23 protein-coding genes are annotated in these 22,222 nt (G+C 70.4%); 9 read left to right on the top strand and 14 right to left on the bottom strand.

Annotation, left to right across the window (positions count from 1 at the left end):
* Positions 1 to 20: 20 nt before the first annotated feature.
* From ASE76_RS11610 to ASE76_RS11580, 7 genes are all read right to left on the bottom strand, one after another.
* Positions 21 to 1,358 (bottom strand): amidase, encoded by a 1,338-nt coding sequence (locus ASE76_RS11610; RefSeq protein WP_082448391.1) that lies wholly within the window; start codon positions 1,356 to 1,358, stop codon positions 21 to 23.
* Positions 1,359 to 1,530: 172 nt separating this feature from the next.
* Positions 1,531 to 2,256 (bottom strand): DUF2848 family protein, encoded by a 726-nt coding sequence (locus ASE76_RS11605; protein ID WP_082448389.1) that lies wholly within the window; start codon positions 2,254 to 2,256, stop codon positions 1,531 to 1,533.
* A gap of 26 nt (positions 2,257 to 2,282) precedes the next feature.
* Positions 2,283 to 3,683 (bottom strand): TRAP transporter large permease, encoded by a 1,401-nt coding sequence (locus tag ASE76_RS11600; protein WP_055839469.1) that lies wholly within the window; start codon positions 3,681 to 3,683, stop codon positions 2,283 to 2,285.
* A complete protein-coding gene (locus tag ASE76_RS11595) occupies positions 3,680 to 4,354 on the bottom strand; it encodes a TRAP transporter small permease subunit (protein ID WP_055839466.1) in 675 nt (224 codons plus the stop codon). The genes ASE76_RS11600 and ASE76_RS11595 overlap by 4 nt, the downstream gene beginning before the upstream one ends.
* A complete protein-coding gene (locus tag ASE76_RS11590) occupies positions 4,354 to 5,409 on the bottom strand; it encodes a TRAP transporter substrate-binding protein (RefSeq protein ID WP_055839463.1) in 1,056 nt (351 codons plus the stop codon). Before ASE76_RS11590 ends, ASE76_RS11595 begins: the two co-directional genes overlap by 1 nt.
* Before the next feature lie 73 nt (positions 5,410 to 5,482).
* Positions 5,483 to 6,301 (bottom strand): putative hydro-lyase, encoded by an 819-nt coding sequence (locus tag ASE76_RS11585; protein ID WP_055839460.1) that lies wholly within the window; start codon positions 6,299 to 6,301, stop codon positions 5,483 to 5,485.
* Positions 6,298 to 6,690, bottom strand: coding sequence for a cupin domain-containing protein (locus ASE76_RS11580; RefSeq protein ID WP_055839457.1), 393 nt, complete (start codon positions 6,688 to 6,690; stop codon positions 6,298 to 6,300). The genes ASE76_RS11585 and ASE76_RS11580 overlap by 4 nt, the downstream gene beginning before the upstream one ends.
* 14 nt (positions 6,691 to 6,704) lie before the next feature.
* On the opposite strand from ASE76_RS11580, the gene ASE76_RS21180 reads away from it, so the two are divergent.
* Positions 6,705 to 6,911 (top strand): hypothetical protein, encoded by a 207-nt coding sequence (locus ASE76_RS21180; RefSeq protein ID WP_236698416.1) that lies wholly within the window; start codon positions 6,705 to 6,707, stop codon positions 6,909 to 6,911.
* A 17-nt stretch (positions 6,912 to 6,928) separates the two neighbouring features.
* On the opposite strand, the gene ASE76_RS11575 is transcribed toward ASE76_RS21180, so the two are convergent.
* The 4 genes from ASE76_RS11575 to ASE76_RS11560 all read right to left on the bottom strand — a co-directional run bounded on the left by ASE76_RS11575 (position 6,929) and on the right by ASE76_RS11560 (position 9,617).
* The gene (locus ASE76_RS11575; protein ID WP_055839452.1) at positions 6,929 to 7,843 is read right to left on the bottom strand and encodes a LysR family transcriptional regulator; all 915 of its coding nucleotides are present in this window, start codon (positions 7,841 to 7,843) and stop codon (positions 6,929 to 6,931) included.
* Between the two features lie 33 nt (positions 7,844 to 7,876).
* Positions 7,877 to 8,581 (bottom strand): DUF3334 family protein, encoded by a 705-nt coding sequence (locus ASE76_RS11570; protein WP_055839449.1) that lies wholly within the window; start codon positions 8,579 to 8,581, stop codon positions 7,877 to 7,879.
* A gap of 40 nt (positions 8,582 to 8,621) precedes the next feature.
* On the bottom strand, positions 8,622 to 8,870 hold the full coding sequence (locus ASE76_RS11565) for a DUF1272 domain-containing protein (RefSeq protein WP_055839447.1): 249 nt from the start codon (positions 8,868 to 8,870) through the stop codon (positions 8,622 to 8,624).
* A 63-nt stretch (positions 8,871 to 8,933) separates the two neighbouring features.
* Positions 8,934 to 9,617: a GntR family transcriptional regulator gene (locus ASE76_RS11560; RefSeq protein ID WP_055839492.1), complete on the bottom strand. Its 684-nt coding sequence runs from the start codon at positions 9,615 to 9,617 to the stop codon at positions 8,934 to 8,936.
* A gap of 319 nt (positions 9,618 to 9,936) precedes the next feature.
* Between ASE76_RS11560 and ASE76_RS11555 the strand changes: the two genes are divergently transcribed.
* Genes ASE76_RS11555 through ASE76_RS11530 form a run of 7 tightly spaced genes read left to right on the top strand, consistent with a single transcriptional unit; the run spans position 9,937 to position 16,680 of the window.
* On the top strand, positions 9,937 to 10,671 hold the full coding sequence (locus ASE76_RS11555) for a DUF969 domain-containing protein (protein WP_055839445.1): 735 nt from the start codon (positions 9,937 to 9,939) through the stop codon (positions 10,669 to 10,671).
* Between the two features lie 4 nt (positions 10,672 to 10,675).
* Positions 10,676 to 11,632 (top strand): DUF979 domain-containing protein, encoded by a 957-nt coding sequence (locus ASE76_RS11550; protein ID WP_055839442.1) that lies wholly within the window; start codon positions 10,676 to 10,678, stop codon positions 11,630 to 11,632.
* A 25-nt stretch (positions 11,633 to 11,657) separates the two neighbouring features.
* Positions 11,658 to 12,332 carry a pyroglutamyl-peptidase I gene (gene pcp, locus ASE76_RS11545; RefSeq protein WP_055839439.1) on the top strand — a complete coding sequence of 225 codons (675 nt, stop codon included), beginning with the start codon at positions 11,658 to 11,660 and terminating at the stop codon, positions 12,330 to 12,332.
* Positions 12,333 to 12,366: 34 nt separating this feature from the next.
* Complete coding sequence (locus ASE76_RS11540; RefSeq protein WP_055839437.1) at positions 12,367 to 13,161, top strand: LamB/YcsF family protein; 795 nt, start codon at positions 12,367 to 12,369, stop codon at positions 13,159 to 13,161.
* The gene (locus ASE76_RS11535) at positions 13,161 to 14,780 is read left to right on the top strand and encodes an urea amidolyase family protein (protein WP_055839489.1); all 1,620 of its coding nucleotides are present in this window, start codon (positions 13,161 to 13,163) and stop codon (positions 14,778 to 14,780) included. The genes ASE76_RS11540 and ASE76_RS11535 overlap by 1 nt, the downstream gene beginning before the upstream one ends.
* A gap of 32 nt (positions 14,781 to 14,812) precedes the next feature.
* Entirely contained in the window at positions 14,813 to 14,950 is a 138-nt protein-coding gene (locus ASE76_RS20585; RefSeq protein ID WP_156362681.1) for a hypothetical protein, read from the top strand.
* Positions 14,947 to 16,680 (top strand): biotin carboxylase N-terminal domain-containing protein, encoded by a 1,734-nt coding sequence (locus ASE76_RS11530; RefSeq protein WP_055839434.1) that lies wholly within the window; start codon positions 14,947 to 14,949, stop codon positions 16,678 to 16,680. Before ASE76_RS20585 ends, ASE76_RS11530 begins: the two co-directional genes overlap by 4 nt.
* A 245-nt stretch (positions 16,681 to 16,925) precedes the next feature.
* Here the strand turns inward: ASE76_RS11530 and ASE76_RS11525 are convergent, their stop codons facing one another.
* The 3 genes from ASE76_RS11525 to clpB all read right to left on the bottom strand — a co-directional run bounded on the left by ASE76_RS11525 (position 16,926) and on the right by clpB (position 20,738).
* Positions 16,926 to 17,339, bottom strand: coding sequence for a DUF2306 domain-containing protein (locus ASE76_RS11525; protein ID WP_055839429.1), 414 nt, complete (start codon positions 17,337 to 17,339; stop codon positions 16,926 to 16,928).
* Between the two features lie 369 nt (positions 17,340 to 17,708).
* Positions 17,709 to 18,023: a hypothetical protein gene (locus ASE76_RS11520; protein ID WP_055839428.1), complete on the bottom strand. Its 315-nt coding sequence runs from the start codon at positions 18,021 to 18,023 to the stop codon at positions 17,709 to 17,711.
* Positions 18,024 to 18,146: 123 nt separating this feature from the next.
* Positions 18,147 to 20,738: an ATP-dependent chaperone ClpB gene (gene clpB, locus ASE76_RS11515; protein WP_055839424.1), complete on the bottom strand. Its 2,592-nt coding sequence runs from the start codon at positions 20,736 to 20,738 to the stop codon at positions 18,147 to 18,149.
* A gap of 207 nt (positions 20,739 to 20,945) precedes the next feature.
* Here clpB and ASE76_RS11510 point away from each other — a divergent pair, with 207 nt between their 5' ends.
* On the top strand, positions 20,946 to 21,929 hold the full coding sequence (locus tag ASE76_RS11510; RefSeq protein WP_055839421.1) for a Bug family tripartite tricarboxylate transporter substrate binding protein: 984 nt from the start codon (positions 20,946 to 20,948) through the stop codon (positions 21,927 to 21,929).
* The last annotated feature ends 293 nt before the right edge of the window (positions 21,930 to 22,222 follow it).

Raw genomic sequence — 22,222 nt, 5'->3', positions numbered from 1 at the left:
CCCACTGCGACTCTCCGCGACTACGCCGCCAACGCATCATCCACCGCCAGCGCCACCGCCGCCAGCCGCGCATCGTCTCCCCGCACGGCCGAGAGCATCAGGCCGACCGGCAGTTCGCCGGCCGCATGGCACGGCAGGCTGAAGGCGCAGCCGTCGAGGTAGTTGATCGCGAAGGTGTTGCGCAGCAGCAGGCCGTTGGCCTTGAAAAAGGCCTCGTCGGTGGCGAGCAGGTCGGCGATCGGTGGAGCGACCAGGGGCACGGTGGGGCAGATCAGCGCGTCGAAGGACTGCAGCCGCGCCTCGGCCCGGGCGATCCAGTCGCGGCGGGCGTCCTGCATCGCGATGTAGTCGGCGGCGCTGGCCTGCGCGCCGAGGGCGATGCGCTGGGCCACGCGGCCGTCGAAGCCGTCGCGCCGCGCGTCCAGGCGGTGGCGGTGCACCGCGAAGGCCTCGACCGCCGAGAAGCCGCCGGGCGCGTTGAGCTTCGAGATTTCGGCCAGCTCGGCAAAGGGGATCTCGACGATCAGCGCACCGGCGTTCGACAGCGTATCCAGCGCGCGGTCGAAGGCCCGGGCCACGGCGGGCTCGATGCCGTCGAACATCAGCGTCTGCGGCACCGCCAGGCGCAGGCCGACCAGCGGGCGGCGACGCACCGCCAGCGGCGCATCGGCGATGGCGGCGTCGGCCAGCAGGCAGTCTTGCACCGACCGGGCCATGGCGCACACGGTGTCGAGCGAGCGGGAGAGTTCGAAGGCGCCGGTGCGCGGCACCCGCGACTGGGTGCTCTTGAAGCCGACGATGCCGCAGAGCGCGGCCGGGATACGGATCGAGCCGCCGGTGTCGGAGCCGAGCGTGGCCACGGCCAGGCCGAGCGCGACCGACACCGCACCGCCCGCCGACGAGCCGCCGGGGATGCGCGCCACCGCGGCATCGGCCGGGTTGCGCGGCGTGCCGTAGTGGGGGTTGATGCCCACGCCGGAAAACGCGAACTCGGTCATGTTGGTCTTGCCGACCAGCGCCGCGCCCTGCCGGCGCAGCCGCGCGACGGCCACCGCGTCGGCCGTGGCCGGCGCCGCGTCGCGGCAGACGACCGAGCCGGCTTGGGTGGCCTCGCCGGCCACGTCGTACAGGTCCTTGATGCTGACCGGCAGGCCGGCCAGCGGCGGCAGCGCCACGCCGGCCCGCTGCGCCGCATCGGCATGGCGGGCGGCGGCGAGGGCCGCCTCGGCGTACAGCGCGGTGAACACATGCTGCGCGGCGGGCGCCGCGGCGCCTTCCAGCGCCTGGGCGACGCAGGCTTCGTGGGTGGTGTCGCCGCGGGCGATGCGGCCGCGGAGCGTGGCGATGGTGTCGGTCATGGCAGGCAGGAATGGAAGCGCGCGTGGCCCGGCCGAGACCGGCAGACGCGCGAAGACGATGTGGAAGAACCGTGGCGAACAGCCCGAGTGTGCAGCGAAGACCGCCGCTGCATGCCCGAACCGTGCGGGCCGGCGCTGCGCGATCGGGTTCTGCCGCGCTTCTCTCGCATCGTCAGGCGACGACGGGGAGCGGCTCCACCGTGTAGCGGTGCACGATGGCCCGCTGGTGCACCGGGTCGCGCAGCGCGATCTCCATCTGCGCGGCCGGGCGGATGCCGCGGCCCTGCGGATCGGGCAAGGCGCCCAGCGTACCGCAGCAGAGAAAGCTGCCCTCGGCCGCATCGGTACCGCCGGGTCCGAAGAAGCCGTCGCGCAGGCCGGCCAGCGGCCGGATGGAGGCCAGCGTGCCGCGCTGGTAATCGACCCAGGCGCCGTTCTCGAAGATGCGCGACTGCAGCACGACGCCGTCCTGCGCACCCGCCACGTCGCGCCAGCGCCAGGCGGCGGTGGCCACCGGCTTGGGGCACATCTGCTTGGAGACCGCGACCGAATAGCTCTCCACCTTGCGGTCGGTGTGGTCGGAGCCGACGCTCAGCCACCATTCGCCCTCGGCGAAGAAGAGCAGCGGCTCGGCCTCGCCCGAACTGTCGTCGCCCAGGGTTTCGAGCAGCGGCGACTGGCTCAGCAGCGCGGTGCCGGCGCGGTAGTACAGCGGCACGGCCGAGGGCCGCGGCACGCCGAGGGCGGCCAGCTCCTCGATGTGGTGGTCGATGGCGGCGGCGTCGCGGCCGGTCCAGCCGGCGATGACGAATCGGCTGGGCACCACCGACAGGGTACGGCTGCGGCGGCTGCCGTCGGCCTCGACGGATTCGCAGGCGAAATGCAGGACGTGGGACATGGAGGGGCTCGGGTAAGGGACGGGGGCTACATCAGCATGCCGGGCAGCCACAGCGCGATCGCCGGGAACACCATGAGCACGACGATGGCGAACATGTAGACGCCCATGAAGGGCAGCACGCCGGAGAACACGTCGGTGATCGGCCCGGGCTGTCTTCGCATGCCCTGCAGCACGTAGAGCACCGTGCCGTCGGGCGGGCTGATCATCGCGATCTCGACCAGCATGGTGATGACCACGCCGAACCAGACCGGGTCGTAGCCCAGCGCGGTGACGACCGGGAACAGCAGCGGGATGGTGGTGATCACCATCGACATGCCTTCCATGAAGGTGCCCAGCGCCAGGTAGAAGCCGATGATCACCAGCATGATCGCCCAGCCCGGCAGCGGCAGCCCGGTGAGGAACTTGGCCAGCATCTGCGGAATGCCGAGCGACGACAGGATGTAGTTGAGGAAGTACGCCCCGAAAAGGATCAGCGCGATCATCGAGGTGGTGCGGGCGGTGGCGCGCATCGACTCGCTCAACATCTTCCAGCTCAGCTTGCGGTCTGCCACCGCCAGCACCAGGCTGCCGGCCACGCCGAGCGCGGCCGACTCGGTGGGCGTGGCCCAGCCGGCGTAGATGGTGCCCAGCACCAGGCCGATCAGCAGCGCGGTGGGCACCAGGTCCGACAGGCTGGCGATCCGGTGCTTCCAGGTGATGCCCGCGCCGCCGGCATCGCCGTGCAGCTTGAGCTTGAAGCTGTAGTACAGGATCACCGCGGTGAACAGCGCCACCACCAGGATGCTCGGGCCGATGGCCGCCAGGTACAGCGCGCCCACCGAAGTCTCGGTGATCAGGCCGTAGATGATGAAGGTGATGCCCGGCGGGATCAGGTTGCCCAGTGCGCCGCCTGCGGCCAACGATCCCAGCACCAGCTTCGGCGGGTAGTGGCTCTTCTCGAAGTACGGCAGCGCGACCGAGCCCATAGTCGCCGCGGTGGCCACGCTGGAGCCGGCCACGGCCGAGAACACGCCGCAGGCCACGATGTTGGTGTGCAGCAGGCCGCCCGGCAGCCGGCCCATCCAGATGTTGAGCGCCCGGTAGAGACGCTCGGACAAACCCGCGCGCAGCATGATCTCGCCCATCAGCAGGAAGAGCGGCACCGACACCAGCACGAAGTTGGTCGACGGCCCCCAGATCATCTCGCCGATGAAGTTCCAGAACGGCCGGTCCGACAGGCCGAAGCCCGCCAGCAGCGACAGCACGGCCAGCGCCGCACCCACGTAGATGCCGCCGGCGAAGAAGCCAACGAAGGCGAGCAGCACCGCCGCCAGCGCCCACCAGGGCACCTGCGCCGAGGCGGCCGCGGCGGCGCCGCCGGGCGCGCCGAGAAGGGTCGCGACGCCGACGACGGCGCCCATGACCAGGATGAAGATGATGGCGATCACGGAGTGCCCTTGTCGGCTTGTGCGATCGTGGTGGTCGCAGGGGTTGTGGCTTTTGTGGTGGCGGTGGAAGGGGCGCCGGTGTTGGGCGGCAGCTGCATGCCCTGCTGCGCCTCGGCCACCGCCTCCAGCGTCTCGGCGGCCTCGTCGATGTAGGTGCGGGCCATCAGCATCCGATCCATGCCGTCGGCGTCACCGGCCACCAGTTGGCGCAGCGCGCGGGCGCCGAGGGCGACGACCGCCAGCAGCATCAGCGCCAGGCCGGCCGCCCACAGGCCCTGCGGCACGGCCATCGGCATGCGCAGGGTCGAGAGATCGGTCGCGCCCATGTCGTGCGAGTCGAGCGCCAGCGCCACCGCACCCCATGCGAAGAAGCCGCTGGCCACCAGCAGCGCCAGAAGCGACGCCAGGTGCAGCCAGACCCGCACCTTCAGCGGCATCTTCTGCACCAGCACGTCGATCCGCACATGGCCGCGCTCGAACAGCGTGCCGGCCAGGCCCCAGCTCATGCCGATCGCCATCAGGTAGCCCGACAGCTCGATGGTGGCCTCGGTCGAGAAGCCCCAGAGCCGCCGCGCCGCGATGTCGAAGCAGATCAGCAGGGTGATCGCCAGGTAGCACCAGCCGGCGATGGTCATCGCCTTGGCGCTCACCCATTCGAGTGCGCGGAACATCACTTGGCCGCGGCCACGTACTTGATGCCGGTGATCGGCGCGACCACGTCGTTGTAGATGGTGCCGCAGCGGTCGCCGCAGCGCTTGACCCAGCCGGGCAGCACGTCCTCGGCCAGCTCGGTGCGGATCTGCGCGGCGACGTTGCCGGCGGGCTTGCCCTCGACCATCGGCTTCTTCACCAGGGTGTGCAGCTTGCAATCGGCGGCGCGGCCGACGTTGCAGGCCACGCCGTCGTCGGTCGCTTCCTGGCCCAGGGTCCACTGGGCTTCCTGCACTTCGGCGAACGTCTTCTCGAACTGGGCGCGCACCGTGGGGTCGAGCTTGTTCCACCAGGCCACGTTGACGAAGTAGCCGGCGGTCGACCACGAGAGCGGCAGCGTGTAGAGGTGCGTCGTCACCTCCGGCCACTTCACGCCGTTGCCGGAGCCGGCGCCGGTGATGCCGCAGTCGACCGTGCCGCGCTCCAGCGCGGTGTAGACCTCGCCGAAGGCGAGCGACACCGGCTGCGCGCCGATGGCCTTCATCAGGTCGGCCGACGACGGGCCGTTGGTGCGGACCTTCAGGCCCTTCAGGTCTGCCAGGCTCGCCACCGGCTTGCGGCAGAACAGCATCTGGCCCGAGAACGGATAGGTGGCGACCAGCCGGATGCCCAGGCGGAACAGCTCGCGGTTGACCACCGGCACCATCGCATCGGCCACCTTGCGGGCCTGGCGGATGTCGGGGTTCATGCCGGCCAGGTCGAAGGCGTCCAGCAAGGGCACGTCGCCCGAGACGGTGGTGAGCGGCGCCGCGGCGATGTCGACCTGGCCGGAGCGCACCAGGCGCAGTACCTCGGGTCCGTTCACGTTGCGCTCGGGCCAGGAGGACAGCACCACCTCGACCTTGCCGTCGGTGGCCTTGGCCATGCCGTCGCGCAGCAGCGGCTGGTCGACCTTGGTGTACTGCGGCAGGTTGGGCGCGACCTGGGTGATCGCCTGGACTTTCTGCGCGGCGGCGGGGCCGGCCAGTACGAGGCCGGCGGCGAGGGCCAGCAGGCAGCGGCGTGCGAGGGGCATGGATGGTGTCAAGGTCTTCTCCAGAAAGGCTTGGGGGGCGGAAAGTGAAAAGGCGGGTCGGGCGCGGCGCGGCTCAGAAGCTCGCCACGTCCCGGTCGAGCAAGTCCGTGACCAGCATGCAGCCGGGCGCATGGGTGATGCAGAGCGGCGGCCGCGCGGCCATCGCGACGGCCTGGGGGGTGACGCCGCAGGCCCAGAACACCGGCAGCTCGTCGTCGCGGATCTCCACCGCGTCGCCAAAGTCGGGCCGGGCCAGGTCGGCGATGCCGATCTGCGCCGGCAGGCCGATGTGCACCGGCGCGCCGTGGGCCGCCGGATAGCGCGAGGTGACCTGCACCGCGCGGATCGCATGGGCCGGCGACATCGGCCGCATCGACACCACCATCGGGCCGTGGAAAGGGCCGGCCGGCACCGTCGGCACGCTGGTGCGGTACATCGCCACGTTGCGCTGCTCGGCCACGTGGCGCAGCGGCACGCCGGCCTCCAGCAGCGCATGCTCGAAAGAGAACGAGCAGCCGATCACGAAGCTGACCATGTCGTCCCGCCACACCGCCGCGATGTCGGTCGGCTCGTCGACCAGCACCCCGTCGCGCCAGACGCGGTAGCGCGGCACGTCGTGCCGGATGTCGATGCCCGCACCCAGCAGCGGCAGCGCCGGATCGCCCGGCTCCGACACCGCCAGCAGCGGACAGGAGCGTGGGTTGCGTTGGCAGAAACGCAGAAAGTCCTCGGCCAGCGCCTGCGGCAGGACCATCAGGTTGCCCTGCACGTGGCCGGGGGCCATGCCGGCGGTGTGGCCGGTGTGGCGGCCGCTGCGGATCGCGGCGCGGGCCGCGGCCGCGCGGTTGTCAACGGTGGCGGGCAGCGCTTGCGGTGTCGGACAGGCGTTCATGCGAAGTACTGGAATTCGAGCAGCACGCAGCCCTGCGGCGATGCGAACGGGCCATGCACCGCGCCCGGCGGCCGGCAGGCGAAGGTGGGCGCGGCGAAGGCCTCGCCGCCGTGGCCTTCGGCGTCGCAGCCGACCACCAAAGCGCCCTGCAGCACCAGCACCTCTTCATGAAAGTCGTGCACCACTGGCCGGTCGATCACCGTGCCGGGCTGCCAGCGGGCGAGCCGGGTGCGGCTGCCGCTGCGGCGCTGCACATCGAGGTCGTCGTTCAGCAGTTGCTCTTCGATGAGGCCGGTGGCGCTGGGCACGGGCGACCAGTCGGCGCCCGCGGCGTCGAGCTGCAGGCGGAAGAATTCGCGGTGGCGTTTGCCAGTGTGGGGGATCGACATAGGCCGCAGTGTTGATGCGGACCGTCGTGGGGTCAAACGGGAAATTTCTACCTGCTTCGATCACTTTTCGTGATGCACCGCCTCCGCATTCCCTGCGCGCCAAAGGAGGGCGCAACGCCCTGTCGGGGGGCACGCTGGTCGCCGCGATGAACCGGCGCTACCCGGATGCGTCGATGGGCGTGGCGCTACAGATCGGCGCCAAGGTCGCCAAGGCGAAATGAACAGGGGCTGATGCCGGCTACGGCACGAACGCGTCGGCGCGGCTGCGCTGCATGAAGGCCTGGCAGATGTCGCGCGACATCGCCACCAGCGCCTCGGCCAGCGGCGAGGCCGGCTCCATCCGCACGCTGGCGACCAGGGGCAGCACGGCGGGCAGCGGCGACACCGGCAGCAGCACCAGCAGGCCCTGCGCCAGCTCTTGCTGGATCACCGCGGCCGGCAGCAGCGCGATGCCGAAACCGGTGCGCACCAGGCCCACCATCGCACCCAAGGACGAGAAGTAGTTCACCCGCAGGTCGGGGCTGTCGGCGGTGTGCTGCGCGATGTTGCGGTAGACGCTCGACTCGCGGTGGAACGAGATGATCGGATGCTTGGCGATGTCGGCGAAGCCCAGCGGCCCGGGCGGCAGGCAGTGCGCCATCGCGGGGCTGGCCGTCCAGCGCATCGCGCACTGGGCCAGCCGGTGGTTGTCGACGAAGCCCGGCGTGATTTCCTCGGAGGTCATCGCGCAGTCGAGCGTGCCGCGCAGCAACTCGTCGCGCAGCCGCGGCGTGATGTCGGAGACCAGCTCCAGCGTGACGTTGGGGTAGCGCTCGGCGAACCGCGTCAGCAGGTCGGGCAGCCAGGTGTGCACCACCGTCTCGATCACGCCGATGCGCAGCACGCCCGAGAGGTTGCCAGTCTGCCCCACCGCGCCCAGCATGCGGCCCTGCAGCTCGACCATGCGCTCGGCATAGGGCAGCAGTTGCGAGCCCTGGTAGGTGAGCGTGACGACCCGGTGCTCGCGCTCGAAGAGCCGCACGCCGAACTGCTCTTCCAGCGTGGAGATGCGGCTGGAGATGCCGGCCTGCGTGGTGTGCAGCTTCTCGGCCGCACCCTTGAAGCTGCCCAGCCGGGCGACCCACACGAAAGCCTCGAGAAAACGCACGTTCATGGGCCGAGTCTATGCGGCGGCCCGCCGGCCGCGCTACATGCCGAGCGACTTGAGCAGGTCGTCGGTATCGGAATCGCCCGAGGGCGACGGTGCCGGCGCGGGGGCCGGGGCCGCGGTGGATTGCGGGCCGTTGGCCTGTGCGATCAGTGCGTCCGGGTCGGGCGTTTCCTGCGGCTCGAAGTCGTAGAGCTTGATGAACTCGGTGTGGTCGATCGCCAGCTCCAGGTAGAAGATGTGGTTGCTGGCGGTGTAGAACGTCACGCGCCGCGCCTCGGGCTTGTCGAGGTTGGCGTCCACGCTCAGCATCACCTGCTTGCTGAGCGCCAGCATCTTGGGCTGGTTCTGGGTGATGTGGGTCTGCAGCTCGCGCCGCACCTTGCCGGTGAAGTCGCCCACCACCTGGTTCATCAGCTCGCCCATCACGTTGCTCACCTCGTCCGAGGTGTAGGAGCTGGCCAGGTCCTCCTGCCCCATGCCCATGCTGAGCAGGTAGCTCTGGTAGATCTCCATCGCCGCCTCTTTCGAGAAGTTGATGATCACCAGCCCCGAGAAACCGCCGTCGAACAGCACGAAGCAGCCGATGTCGGGCCGCAGGCAGGTCTTGCTGATGCGCTGCACCATGCCCGAATAGTGGATCGGCTTGCCGGTGGCCACGCTGAGCACCCGCGTCACCGAGTTGCAGAGGCTGATCAGCAGGTCTTCGGTGCCGTAGACGATGGAGGGTTCTTGTGCGCTCATGGTGTGCGGTGGGATGGGATCGGAGATGGAGGAAAGCGGATCAGGCCGCGGCGGCGCAGCCCTGCGGCTGGAAGACGCGGGTGGTCGAGGCCGGGTTGCGGGCCAGCTTGGCCGTGGGCCGCGGCGGGCGGGCGACCAGCACGCCGCCGCAGTTGGGGCAGGTGCCCGCCAGGCGCTGCTCGGCGCAGTCGTCGCAGAAGGTGCATTCGAACGAGCAGATGCGCGCACCGGGCGCATCGGGCGGCAGGTCGCGGTCGCAGCATTCGCATCCGGGGCGCATTTCGAGCATGGCGGTCACCTTCTCCAGGGCGAGGGGAAAAGGCGCAGTGTAGGGCCGCGCGGGGCCGCGCCGCTACTTGTCGAAGCCGCCGGTATCCGAGATGCGACGGGCGTACACCGCCAGCACGATGCGCTCGGAATTCACCAGGTAGTCGGCCAGCATCGCCGCGCTCTCCTGCAGCTTGCCGGCCTCGAACAGTTCGACGATCTTCACGTTCATGTCGACGTAGGGCGCATGCAGGAACTCCGGGTCGTTCAGCATGCCGAAGGCCAGCCGCAGCTCGGCCAGCACGTGGGAGAACATGGTGTCGAGCCGCTCGCTGTCGGCCAGCTCCACGATCGCCATGTGGAACTCCATGTTGGCGGTGCCCACGCCCTGCCAGTCGCCCGCGGCGCGGCACTGCAGCGCGGTATCGACCGCCTGGCGCATGTGCTTGCGGGCCGGGTGCCGCGGGTAGGCCTGGGCCAGGGCCTGGCACTCGATCAGCCGGCGCACCCGGTAGATGTCGATGATGGTCGCGATGCTGGGGATCGCCACCGACACGCCGCGGTTGGGCGCATGCCGCACCAGCCCCTCCTTGGTGAGGATGCGGAACACCTCGCGCAAGGTGTTGCGCGAGATGTCCAGGCTTTCGCTCAATGCCGCTTCCGACAACCGCTGGCCGGGCGAGAACTCCCCCTTGACGATCTTCTGGCGGATCAGCTCGGCCGTGCGGTCGTTGAGGGTCTGCGCGCTGGAAGGGGTTTCGGTCGACATGCTGGCCTGGTGGGAGTGCGCCGCCTCGGCGCCGGTGCGGACCCGGGACGGATGCCGCAACGATGCGGGGTTTGTAGCAGATCGGCCCCGCAGCGGCGCCGGGTACCGCGGGTTTGTACCGGGACAGGGAACGCCCCAATGCTGGGCAAAATCCCGACCCTGCCGCACAAACAGGCGCATTTCGCCCCATCAAGCATTTTTTATTGTTCAACAATTCTGAAATCTTTGTAGAACCACATGGCATGCAATTTGCGTACTGCACGGCACCGGCAGCGCCGCAGCCAGGGCACCGTCACCGCGTCTCAAACCAAGGATCATCATGGTCAGTGAAGTCAATCTGTGGCCCCTCGTCGGGGTGGCCGTCATCGTCGCGGGGTTCGTCCTGCGCTTCAACCCGATGCTTGTGGTGATCGTCACCGCGATCGCCACCGCCTTCGCCGCCGGGTTCCCGCTCGACCGGATCCTGGCCGCCATCGGCACCGGGTTCATCAAGACCCGCAACCTGCCGCTGATCATCCTGCTGCCGCTGGCGGTGATCGGCCTGCTGGAGCGGCACGGGCTGCGCCAGCACGCGCAGAACTGGATCGGCAGCATCCGCTCGGCCACCGCCGGCCGCCTGCTGATCGTCTACCTGGCGGCGCGCCAGCTGACCGCCGCCATCGGCCTGACCAGCCTGGGCGGCCATCCGCAGATGGTGCGGCCGCTGCTGGCGCCGATGGCCGAGGGCGCGGCCGAGGCGCGCCACGGCACGCTGTCGGACAAGGTGCGCCACAAGCTGCGCGCCTTCTCGGCCGCGACCGACAACGTGGGCCTCTTCTTCGGCCAGGACATCTTCGTGGCGTTCGGCGCGATCGTGCTGATGACCACTTTCCTGCGCGAGGCGGGCATCGAGGTGGAGCCGATCCACGTCGCGCTGTGGGGCATTCCGACGGCCGTCTGCGCCTTCCTGATCCACGGCTGGCGCCTCTACCGCCTCGACGCCGCGCTGGAGCGCGACATCGCCCGCGAGAAGGCCGCCGATGCGGCCGCCATCCTGCCGCGCACCGGAGCCTGACACCATGACGCTCACCATCCAGCACCTGTACTACCTGGTCGGCTTCGTGCTCGCGGTCACCGCCGCGATGACCCTGGCCGACAAGACCAACCCGCGCCGCTTCTCCAGCGGCCTCTTCTGGGGCCTATACGCCCTGGTGTTCCTCGTCGGCGACCGGGTGCCGCCCCTGTGGGTGGGCGTGGGCGCCGTGGTGATGGCGCTGATCGCCGGCTTTGGCGGCGTCGGCTCCGGCCGGCACACGCCGCGCACCGACCAGGAGTACCTGGCCAGCGCACGCCGGCTGGGCAACAGGCTCTTCATCCCCGCCCTGGCGATTCCGCTGATCACCATGGTCGGCACGCTGTCGGCCAAGCACCTGGTGGTCGGCGGCACGCCGCTGCTCGACCCGAAGAACACCACGCTGGTGAGCCTGGGCGTGGGCTGCGTGCTGTCATTGGCGCTGGCCTGCTGGCTGACGCGGGAGACGCCGGTGCAGGGCCTGCGCGAATCGCGCCGCCTGACCGACGCGCTGGGCTGGGCCCTGGTGCTGCCGCAGATGCTGGGCATGCTGGGCCTGGTGTTCTCCGATGCCGGCGTGGGCAAGGCGGTGGCGCACGTCACCACCACCTACATCAACATGGACCTGCGCTTCGTCGCGGTGGTGGTGTATGTGATCGGCATGGCGCTCTTCACCGTCATCATGGGCAACGGCTTCGCCGCGTTCCCGGTGATGACCGGCGGCGTGGGCGTGCCGATCCTGGTGGGCGTGTACCACGGCGATCCGGCGGTGATGGCGGCGGTCGGGATGCTCTCGGGCTACTGCGGCACGCTGCTGACGCCGATGGCGGCCAACTTCAACATCGTGCCGGCGGCGCTGCTGGAACTGCCCGACAAGAATGCGGTGATCCGCGCGCAGATCCCGACCGCGCTCACGCTGCTCGTCGTCAACGTGTTCCTGCTCAACTTCCTGATGTTCCGCTGAGCAAGGCAGAAAGAAAGGTTCGCCCGTGACCGATTCGTCCGATTCCCCCAACGTGCTGCTCGCCGGCTTCGAGCCCTTCGACACCGACCCGGTCAATCCCTCGTGGGAGGTGGCCCGCATGCTCGACGGCTGGCAGCACGGCGGCGCCACGGTGCGCGGCGTGCAGTTGCCCTGCGTCTTCGGCGATGCGCTGGAAGCGCTGGACGCGGCCATCGCCCGCTGGCGGCCGGTGCTGGTCGTCTGCATCGGCCTGGCCGGCGGCCGTACCGAGATCTCGCCCGAGCGGGTGGCGATCAACATCGACGACGCCCGCATCCCCGACAACGCCGGCCGCCAGCCGGTCGACGCGCCGGTGGTCGCGGGCGCGCCGGCGGCGTATTTCTCGACCCTGCCGATCAAGGCCATCGTGCGCGACCTGCGCGCCGCCGGCCTGCCGGCCAGCGTGTCGAACACCGCCGGCACCTTCGTCTGCAACCACGTCTTCTACGGGCTGATGCACCGGCTGGCGCAGCGGCCCGCGGGCGGCACGCCGGTGCGCGGCGGCTTCGTGCACCTTCCCTGGCTGCCGGAGCAGGCGGCGCGCCATCCCGGCGCGCCCAGCATGGCGCTCGCGTCGCAGGCCCAGGGCTTGCAATGCGTGATCGCGACCGCGCTCACGGTGCAGCACGACGTGCGCGTAACCGGCGGCGCCCTGCATTGACCGCACCCCTTCCCCACACCTCAGGAGAACACAGATGCAAATGGACCTGAACAGCGACCTGGGCGAGAGCTTCGGCGCATGGCGCATGGGCGACGACGCCGCCATGCTCGGCATCGTCAGCAGCGCCAACGTGGCCTGCGGCTTCCATGCAGGCGACCCGGCCGGCGTGCTGCGCACCGTGCGCCAGGCCGCGGCCAACCAGGTCGCGGTGGGCGCCCATGTTTCGTATCCCGACCTGGCCGGCTTCGGCCGCCGCAACATGGACATCGAAAGCGCCGACCTGGTCGCGGGCGTCATCTACCAGATCGGCGCGCTGCAGGGCCTGGCCGCCGCGGCCGGCACCACGGTGCGCTACGTCAAGCCGCACGGCGCGCTCTACAACACCATCGCCCACGACGCCCGCCAGGCGCAGGACGTGATCGCCGCGATCCGCGCGATCGATCCAGGCCTGGTGCTGGTCGCCCTCGCCGGCTCGCCGCTGATCGGCTGGGCGCGGGACGCCGGCCTGGCGGTGGTGGCCGAGGCCTTCGCCGACCGGGCCTACACGCCCGCCGGCGCCCTCGTCTCCCGGCGCGAAACGGGGGCGGTGCTGCACGACACCGCCCTGATCGCCGACCGCATGCTGCGCCTGGTGCAGGACGGCACGGTCGAGGCCATCGACGGAAGCACCGTGCGGCTGCAGGCCGATTCGATCTGCGTGCACGGCGACAGCCCCGGCGCGGTCGAGATCGCCCGCCAGGTGCGCGCGCGACTGACGCAGGCCGGCGTCACCATCGCGCCCTTCGCCGGGTCCGCAGGTGCCGCGGCCTCTGCCGCCGCCACGCCATGATGCGGTTCCTGCCGGTCAACCACGGCGCGCTGATGGTCGAGCTCGACGACCTGGCGCAGACGCTGGCGCTGCTCGATTCGCTGAAGGCCGACCCGATCGCCGGCATCGAGGAGCTGGTGCCCGCGGCCCGTACCCTGCTCGTCTCGTTCCGGCCCGCCGCCTGCACGATGGAATCGCTGGTGCAGGCGATCGGCCGCCGCGACGTGAGCGCCCGCGCGGTCCGCGACGGCACCCTGGTGCGGATCCCGGTGCACTACGACGGCGAGGACATCGCCGAGGTCGCCACGCTGATGGGCATCGCGCCCGAGGAGCTGGTGCGCCGCCACACCGCCAGCGTCTACTCTGTCGCCTTCACCGGCTTCGCGCCCGGCTTCGCCTACCTCACCGGCGGCGACCCGAGCTTCGACGACACGCCGCGCCGCAAGACGCCGCGCACCCGCATCCCCGCCGGCGCGGTGGGCCTGGCCGGCAGCTTCAGCGGCGTGTACCCGCAGGCCAGCCCCGGCGGCTGGCAGATCATCGGCACCACCCCGGTGGCGATGTGGGATATCGCCCGCGCGGTGCCGGCCCTGCTGCAGCCGGGCTTCAGGGTGCAGTTCGTGGACATCGCCACGCTGCCCGCGGCCGAGCGCGCGCAGTGGGCAGCACCCGCCGCCGCGCAGGCGGCCCCGACGCCGGCCAGGATTTCGGCAGACACCGACACGCCCGCGCTCGAAGTGGTCGCCCCCGGCCTGCAGACCCTGTTCCAGGACCGGGGCCGCCACGGCCAGGCCGGCCAGGGCGTCTCGGCCTCGGGCGCGATGGACCAGGCCGCGCTCAAGTCGGCCAACCGGCTGGTGGGCAACCCGTCGGACAGCGCCTGCCTGGAGACGGTCAACGGCGGTTTGCAATTGCGCAGCCGCGGCGAGACCGTCGTGGCCGTCACCGGTGCCGACGCACCGCTGGCGGTGGTCGATGCCGCCGGCCGCCGCTGGCCGGCCGCCCGCTACCGCCCGGTCGCGCTGGCCGATGGCGACACGCTCACAGTGGGCGAGCCACAGGCCGGCATGCGCTGCTATGTGGCGGCGCGCGGCGGCTTCGCCGTCGCACCGGTGCTCGGCAGTCGCTCCACCGACACCCTGGCCCGCGTCGGCCCGCCGGCGCTGGCCGCCGGCGACCTGCTGCCGCTGCACCCGGTCGCGCGCGGCGCGGTCGTCGGCGTGGAAGAGGTGCCGCCCGCCGACCTGCCGCGGCCGGGTGCGGTGGTCGAGCTCGACATCGTGCTGGGCCCGCGCACCGACTGGTTCACGCCCGCCGCGGTCGACCTGCTCTGCCGCCAGGAGTGGACGGTGACGCCCCAGTCCAACCGCGTCGGCATCCGCCTGGCGGGCGACACGCCGCTGGAGCGCGCCGTCACCCGCGAGCTGCCGAGCGAGGGCACCGCCCTCGGCGCGATCCAGGTCCCCGCCAGCGGCCAGCCGGTGCTGTTCCTGGCCGACCACCCGCTGACCGGCGGCTACCCGGTGATCGGCGCGGTGGCCCCCCACCACCTGGACCGCGCGGGGCAGATCCCGGTGAACGCGCGGGTGCGGTTCCGGGCAGTGGGCCCGTTCGCACCCACGACCGTTCCTACCACCTGATGGCACGACCTCTTTCCTCGACCAAGATGACCATGAAAAAAGTCCTGATCGCCAACCGCGGCGAAAACGGCTGCGCAGCAGACGTTTCACCACAACGCCGTGCCTGCGCAGCAGGCCGCGGCGATCTCGCCGCACGACGCCCGCACGCATCACCGGAGGCCGCACCATGAAGAAAGTCCTGATCGCCAACCGCGGCGAGATCGCCGTGCGCATCGCGCGCGCCTGTGCCGACTACGGCGTGCAGTCGGTCGCCGTCTATGCCGACGCCGACCTGGGTGCGCTGCACACCCGCATGGCCGACGAGGCCTACGGGCTCGACGGCGACCGGCCGGCCGACACCTACCTGCACGTCGAGAAGCTGCTGGCCGTCGCCCGCCGCAGCGGCGCCGATGCGGTGCACCCGGGCTACGGCTTCCTGTCGGAGAGCGCGGCCTTCGCGCAGGCGGTGGTCGATGCGGGCCTGGCCTGGATCGGCCCGTCGCCCGCGGCCATCGCCCGGCTGGGCGACAAGGTCGAGGCGCGCAAGATCGCGCTGCAGGTGGGCGCGCCGCTGGTGGCCGGCATGTCGGAGCCGGCACAGGACGCGGGCGAGGTGCTGGCCTTCGCCGAGCGGCACGGCCTGCCGATCATCATCAAGGCGGCCTTCGGCGGCGGCGGCCGCGGCATGAAGGTGGCCTGGCGGATGGACGAGGTGGCCGAGCTGTACGCCTCGGCCGTGCGCGAGGCGGTCACCGCCTTCGGCCGCGGCGAATGCTTCGTCGAGCAGTTCCTCGACAAGCCCCGCCACATCGAGGCGCAGGTGCTGGCCGACACCCACGGCACGGTGCGCGTATTGGGCACCCGCGACTGCTCCCTGCAGCGGCGCAACCAGAAGCTGGTGGAGGAAGCCCCAGCCCCCTTCCTCAGCGACGACCAGCGCGCCCGCATCCACCAGGCCGCGCACGACATCTGCGCAGAGGCCGGCTACACCAGTGCCGGCACGGTCGAGTTCCTGCTGAGCGGCACCGGCGCCATCTCGTTCCTGGAGGTCAACACCCGCCTGCAGGTGGAGCACACGGTGACCGAGCAGACCACCGGCATCGACCTGGTGGTGGAGCAGCTGCGCATCGCCGACGGCCACGCGCTGCCCGCGGAAGACGGCAGCGCGCCGCGCGGCCACAGCATCGAGTTCCGGATCAACGCCGAGGACGTGGGCCGCGGCTTCCTGCCCACGCCCGGGCCGGTCGTCGCCTTCTCGCCGCCCTCGGGCCCGGGCGTGCGGCTCGACAGCGGCGTGGCATCGGGCTCGACCGTGCCGGGCAACTTCGACTCGCTGATGGCCAAGCTGATCGTCACCGGCGCCACCCGCACGCAGGCGCTGGCCCGCGCGCGCCGGGCGCTCAAGGAGTTCACCATCGAAGGCGTGGCCTCGGTACTGCCCTTCCACCGCGCGGTGCTGGACCACCCCGACTTCATCGGCGACGACGGCTTCAAGGTCCACACCCGCTGGATCGAGACCGACTTCGCCGCCACCCTGGCCGCCGCCGCCCGCGCCGAGCCCGAGGCCGACACCGCCCTGCACCGCGTGCCGATGGAGATCGACGGCCGCCGCGTGATGGTCGGTCTGCCGGTGGCGCTGCTGCGCGGCCTGCAGGGCGCAGCCGGCGGCAGCGCAGCCGCGGCCCCCATCGACGCCGCCCCCGAGAAGGACCCGCGCACCGTGTACGCCCCCGCCGCCGGCAACCTGCACGCCTGGAAGGTGGCCGACGGCGACACCGTGGCCGAGGGCGACCTGGTCGCGGTGATGGAGGCGATGAAGATGGAGATGCAGGTGCTGGCCCACCGCAGCGGGCGCATCGCCCTGACGGCCGCCACCGGCAGCTACCAGGCGGCAGGGGCGGCGCTGGCGACCATCGGCTGAGGTCGCCAGCCTGAATTTGAAGCAAAAGTGGCGGTGGCCGGCGTGTGGCGCCGGCTACCAGCTACTATTTTCATAGCATCTGGCGCCGGGATTTGGCGGGCACCTGCTCAGCGGTGCAGGCAGGCGTTGCGGGAGATCGCGCCGACGGCGTACTCTGCTCCGCGACTGTCCCCCGGCCTGCGGCCTCCTCCTTCATGTCGCTGCGCAGAGCACGCCGTCGGCGCGATCCGTTGAGGCGTGCCGGATCAGAGCAGGCCCAGCCACCGGCCCCAGATGAGTCCGCCCAGGTAACGCTGGGGCAGCAGGGTGAAGAGTCCGGCGACGATGCAGGCAGCGATGTACAGCCGCTGCATGTACCGCCGGTGCTTGCCGATATCGCCCTGCGCCAGGGCCCGGAACGCACCGAACAGCGAGAGCGCGGTGAGCCCGACCAGCAGGTGGATGGGCGTGAAGCCCGCGATGTTGGGCAAATCGAAATCGCGGATGAACATCGCCGTGCCGGCCGTGACGACCATCAGCGTAACCCAGGCGTACCCGAAGGCCCGGTGCAGCCGCGGACGCTGGATGCGCCCCTTGCGCGCCCACAGAGCGACGGGCCCGGTCACGACGACGAGCAGGGCGGCCGTCATGTGGACGGCGATCAGCGGTGTGAGCTGCATGGAAGAGGCCCGAAGAGGTTTCGACCCCTTTACTGTGCCGCCGCCCGCCTTCCCCAGCCACCCGATTGCGACGCATCGCCGATCCAGCGGCGCCACCTGCCGCTGCAAGGCGCAAAACGCATCCGTCCCGCAAAGTCAAGATCGGACGCCCCCCCGATCTCGACAGCAGCCTCCAAGGTCACGCCACACAGATACGACCCGCCCAATACACGTTGCCCAGGGCCGGGAGCGTCGGGTGGTCCCCGCAGCGAAATAAAGGAGGAGCCGAAGGCGGGGGACATTCGCGGAGGGGACCACCCGGCGCTCCCGGCCCCCGCACGACCCCAATGCGCCCGACCGAAGCGCAACAATGCAACGCAACGCAAAAACCTACCGCCGCCCCGGCAACTCCCGCGCCTCCACATCGGTCACCTCCGCGTCCACCACGTCCTTGCGCGCAGCCGCCCCACGAGGCGACCACTGCCCCGCCGTGCTGTAGGCCTGCCTGAACCGCGCCCCGGGATCGAACCCCATGTGCCACGCCGGCACCGGCTTGCCGGTGATGCGCGCCCAGACCCGGCGCACGCCCCAGACCGACAGCAGCACCGCCACCATGAACAGCAGGCACACGGCCAGCACGGCGGCCATGGCGACCAGCGCCAGCCGCAGCAGAAAACGGACGACGCCCGCGATGAAGTTTTCCAAACCTGTCGTTCCCTTGCAAAGAGGAGGAGCGTGGCCTACGCCCCGTAAGCCACCTGGTGCGCGGCCGGAACCTGCCCGAAGGAAGCAGGCCCGGCGCAGACACAGGTGCACGCCGGGCGGGCGTCAACCGAAGACGAAGACCCCGGGGTTCAACACCGGATCCACATCGACCGGGATCGTGTCCTTCGGAGCGAACCGGCCTTCCAGCAGCAGCTTCGACAAAGGATTTTCGATCCTTTGCTGGATCGCGCGCTTCAATGGCCGTGCGCCGAATACGGGATCGAAGCCCACCTTCGCGATCTCGGCCAGCGCCGCGGGCGACACCTGCAGCACCAGGTCGAGCTTGGCCAGCCGCTGCTCCAGCGTCTTCAGCTGGATCGCCGCGATCGATTCGATGTTCTTCGCATCGAGTGCGTGGAACACCACCGTCTCGTCGATCCGGTTCAGGAACTCGGGCCGGAAGTGGTTCTTCAGCTCGTCCCACACGGCTTCCTTGATGTCCTCGCTCGGCTGGCCCACCATCGCCTGGATGATCGGCGAGCCGATGTTGCTGGTCATTACAATCACCGTGTTCTTGAAGTTGACCGTGCGTCCTTGGCCGTCGGTCAGCCGCCCGTCGTCGAGCACCTGCAGCAGGATGTTGAAGACGTCCGGATGCGCCTTCTCCACCTCGTCGAGCAGCAGCACGCTGTAGGGCTTGCGCCGCACCGCCTCGGTCAGGTAGCCGCCCTCTTCGTAGCCCACGTACCCGGGCGGCGCGCCGATCAGCCGGGCGACCGAATGCTTCTCCATGAACTCGCTCATGTCGATGCGGATCAGGTGGTCTTCGCTGTCGAACAGGAAGCCTGCCAGCGCCTTGCACAGCTCGGTTTTGCCGACGCCGGTGGGGCCCAGGAACAGGAAGCTGCCGGTCGGCCGGTTCGGGTCCGACAGGCCCGAGCGCGAGCGGCGGATCGCGTTGGCCACCGCGCCGATCGCCTCGTCCTGGCCCACCACCCGCTCGTGCAGCTTGTCCTCCATCTGCAGCAGCTTCTCGCGCTCGCCCTGCAGCATCTTGCTGACCGGAATGCCGGTGGCCCGCGACACCACCTCGGCGATTTCCTCGGCGCCGACCTGGGTGCGCAGCAGCCTGTGCGGCTGGGGCGCGCCGCCGCTCGCCGGCTCGCCGCCCTCTTCCGCCGCCTTCAGGCGCTTTTCCAGCTCGGGCAGCTTGCCGTACTGCAGCTCGGCCGCCTTGTCGAAATTGCCCTCGCGGGTGTACTCGGCGATCTGGAAGCGGGTGCGGTCGATCTCCTCCATCACGTCCTTGGAGCCCAGCGCCTCGGCCTTCTCGGCCTGCCAGATCTCGTCGAAATCGGCGATCTCCTTCTGCAGCTTGCCGATCTCTTCCTCGATCAGGCCGAAGCGCTTCTGCGACGACTCGTCCTTCTCGCGGCGCACCGCCTCGCGCTCGATCTGCAGCTGGATCAGCCGGCGGTCGAGGCGGTCCATCACCTCGGGCTTCGAGTCCATCTCGATCTTGATCTTGGCCGCGGCCTCGTCGATCAGATCGATCGCCTTGTCCGGCAGGAAGCGGTCGGTGATGTAGCGGTCCGAGAGTTCCGCCGCGGCGACGATCGCCGGGTCGGTGATCTGCACGCCGTGGTGGGCCTCGTACTTCTCCTGCAGGCCGCGCAGGATGGCGATGGTCGCCTCGACGCTCGGCTCGCCCACCAGGATCTTCTGGAAGCGGCGCTCCAGCGCGGCGTCCTTCTCGATGAACTTGCGGTACTCGTCGAGCGTGGTGGCGCCCACGCAGTGCAGCTCGCCGCGGGCGAGCGCGGGCTTGAGCATATTGCCCGCGTCCATCGCGCCCTCGCCCTTGCCGGCACCGACCATGGTGTGCAGCTCGTCGATGAAGACGATGGTCTGGCCCTCGTCCTTGGCCAGTTCCTTCAGCACGCCCTTCAGCCGCTCCTCGAATTCGCCGCGGTACTTGGCGCCGGCCAGCAGCGCTGCCATGTCGAGCGACAGCACCCGCTTGCCCTTCAGCGAATCGGGCACCTCGCCGGCGACGATGCGCTGGGCCAGGCCTTCGACGATCGCGGTCTTGCCGACGCCCGGCTCGCCGATCAGGACGGGGTTGTTCTTGCTGCGCCGCTGCAGCACCTGGATGGCGCGGCGGATCTCGTCGTCGCGGCCGATCACCGGGTCGAGCTTGCCGATGCGGGCGCGCTCGGTCAGGTCGAGGGTGTACTTCTTCAGAGCCTCGCGCTGGCCCTCGGCATCGGCGTTGTCGACGCTCTGGCCACCGCGCACCGCGTCGATCGCAGATTCGAGGCTCTTGCGCGTCAGGCCGTTGGCGCGCGCCAGGTCGCCGATGTCGCCCTTGGCATCGGCCAGCGCCAGCAGGAACAGCTCGCCGGCGATGAACTGGTCGCCGCGCTTCAAGGCTTCCCGCTCGGTCGCCTGCATCAGGCTGCCCAGGTCGCGGCCCAGGCTCACGTCCTGGCCCTGGACCTGCGGCAGCTTCTTGATCGCCGTGTCGGACCCGGCGGCGAGCCCGGCCAGGTTGACGCCCGCGCGCTGCAGCAGCGCGCGCGGGCCGTCGTCCTGCCGCAGCATCGCGGCCAGCAGGTGCACCGGCTCGATGTAGGCGTTGTCGTGGGCCAGGGCCAGGCTTTGGGCGTCGGCCAGGGCTTCCTGGAACTTGGTGGTGAGCTTGTCTTGTCGCATGAAAGTAAAAACCTCCGGTTACCGCGGCAGATGGGGCTGGGCGCAGGCGATTCAAGCGCCTGCACCGGCCGGTGCAGGCCGCGGCGGTACCGGCCGGCCGCGGCCACGGCGCAAGACAGTGTTTTCCACCTGCCGCGCCGCACGGCCGCGGCATCAAAATTGCACGCCTGGGCCACCCTGCCCCTTTCCACCTTCTGGAGCTCCCGCATGTTCTCTCCGCAACGACGCGCCCTGGTGCGCCCCCTGCTCGGCGCACTCGCGCTGGCCGCCTGCTGCCTGACGGGCGGCCTGGCGCAGGCCCAGACCCCTGTCCGCCTGCTGGTGGGATTCCCGCCCGGCGGCGGCACCGACGCCATCGCCCGCACCCTGGCCGAGAAGATGGGCCCGCTGCTCGGCAGCCCGGTGATCGTCGAGAACCGCGCCGGCGCCGGCGGCCAGATCGCCGCGCAGGCCCTGAAGGCCGCCCCGGCCGACGGCCACGTGTTCTTCGTGACGCACGACCACACCATCTCGGTGCTGCCCCAGGTGGTGAAGAGCCCGGGCTTCGACCCGGCGAAGGACTTCGTGCCGGTGGCGGGCTTCGCCACCTTCGCCAACGCACTGGCCGTATCGGGCAACACGCCCGCCAAGACCTTCACCGAATACGTCGCGTGGGTGAAGGCCCAGGGCGGCAAGAGCAGCGTCGGCATCCCGGCGCCGGCCAGCACGCCCGAGTTCATGGTGAAGCTGGCGGCCGACACCTACAAGCTGGACCTGCAGTCGGTGCCCTACCGCGGCAGCGCCCCGATGCTGGCCGACATGCTGGGCGGCCAGATCGCGGCCGGCATCGGCTCGGTGCCCGATTTCATCGAGAACCAGAAGGCCGGCAAGCTGCGCATCGTCGCGGTGGTGGGCGACAAGCGCCAGGCCTTGCTGCCCGACGTGCCCACCTTCGCCGAACTGGGTCTGCCGGGCCTCGAGGACATGCCGTACTACGGCGTGTTCGCACCGGCCGGAACGCCGCAGGCGGTGATCGACAAGTTCTCGGCCTCGCTGGCACAGGTGCTGGCGCAGCCGGAGGTGCGGGACCGTTTCACCGGGCTGGGGTTGGCGGTGCAGTACATGCCGCAGGCGGCGTTCGCTGCGCGGGAGAAAGCCTATACGCAGGCCTGGGGACGGATCATCAAGTCTTCGGGATTCCAGCCGCAGTAGGAGCTGTCGGCCGGCAGTCGCGCAGCCGACCTGCGCGGACGCTACAAAAATAGTAGCTAGAAGCCGGCACCCCGAGCCGGCTACCGGCACATTCCATTCAAGAATCCGCCCAACCGGGACCAAGACACCGCCCTGCCTTGCGCCCCCGGCGTAACTGCCGCGAAGCCGGCAGCAGCCGACGGACCCCGCTCCCGTGCCCCTCGGGATGCGCCGAGGAGCGCAGCGGCAGGCGGAAAAAGGGCCGCGCATGTCTGAGGTTCTATGGTTCGCGTCAAGCCGAATCAAGCACCAGC

This window comes from Xylophilus sp. Leaf220 (assembly GCF_001421705.1).
In the GTDB taxonomy this organism is placed as follows: Bacteria; Pseudomonadota; Gammaproteobacteria; order Burkholderiales; family Burkholderiaceae_C; genus Xylophilus.
The sequence above is the reverse complement of the archived record's forward strand: the minus strand, read 5'-3'. Positions and strand labels throughout refer to the sequence as shown.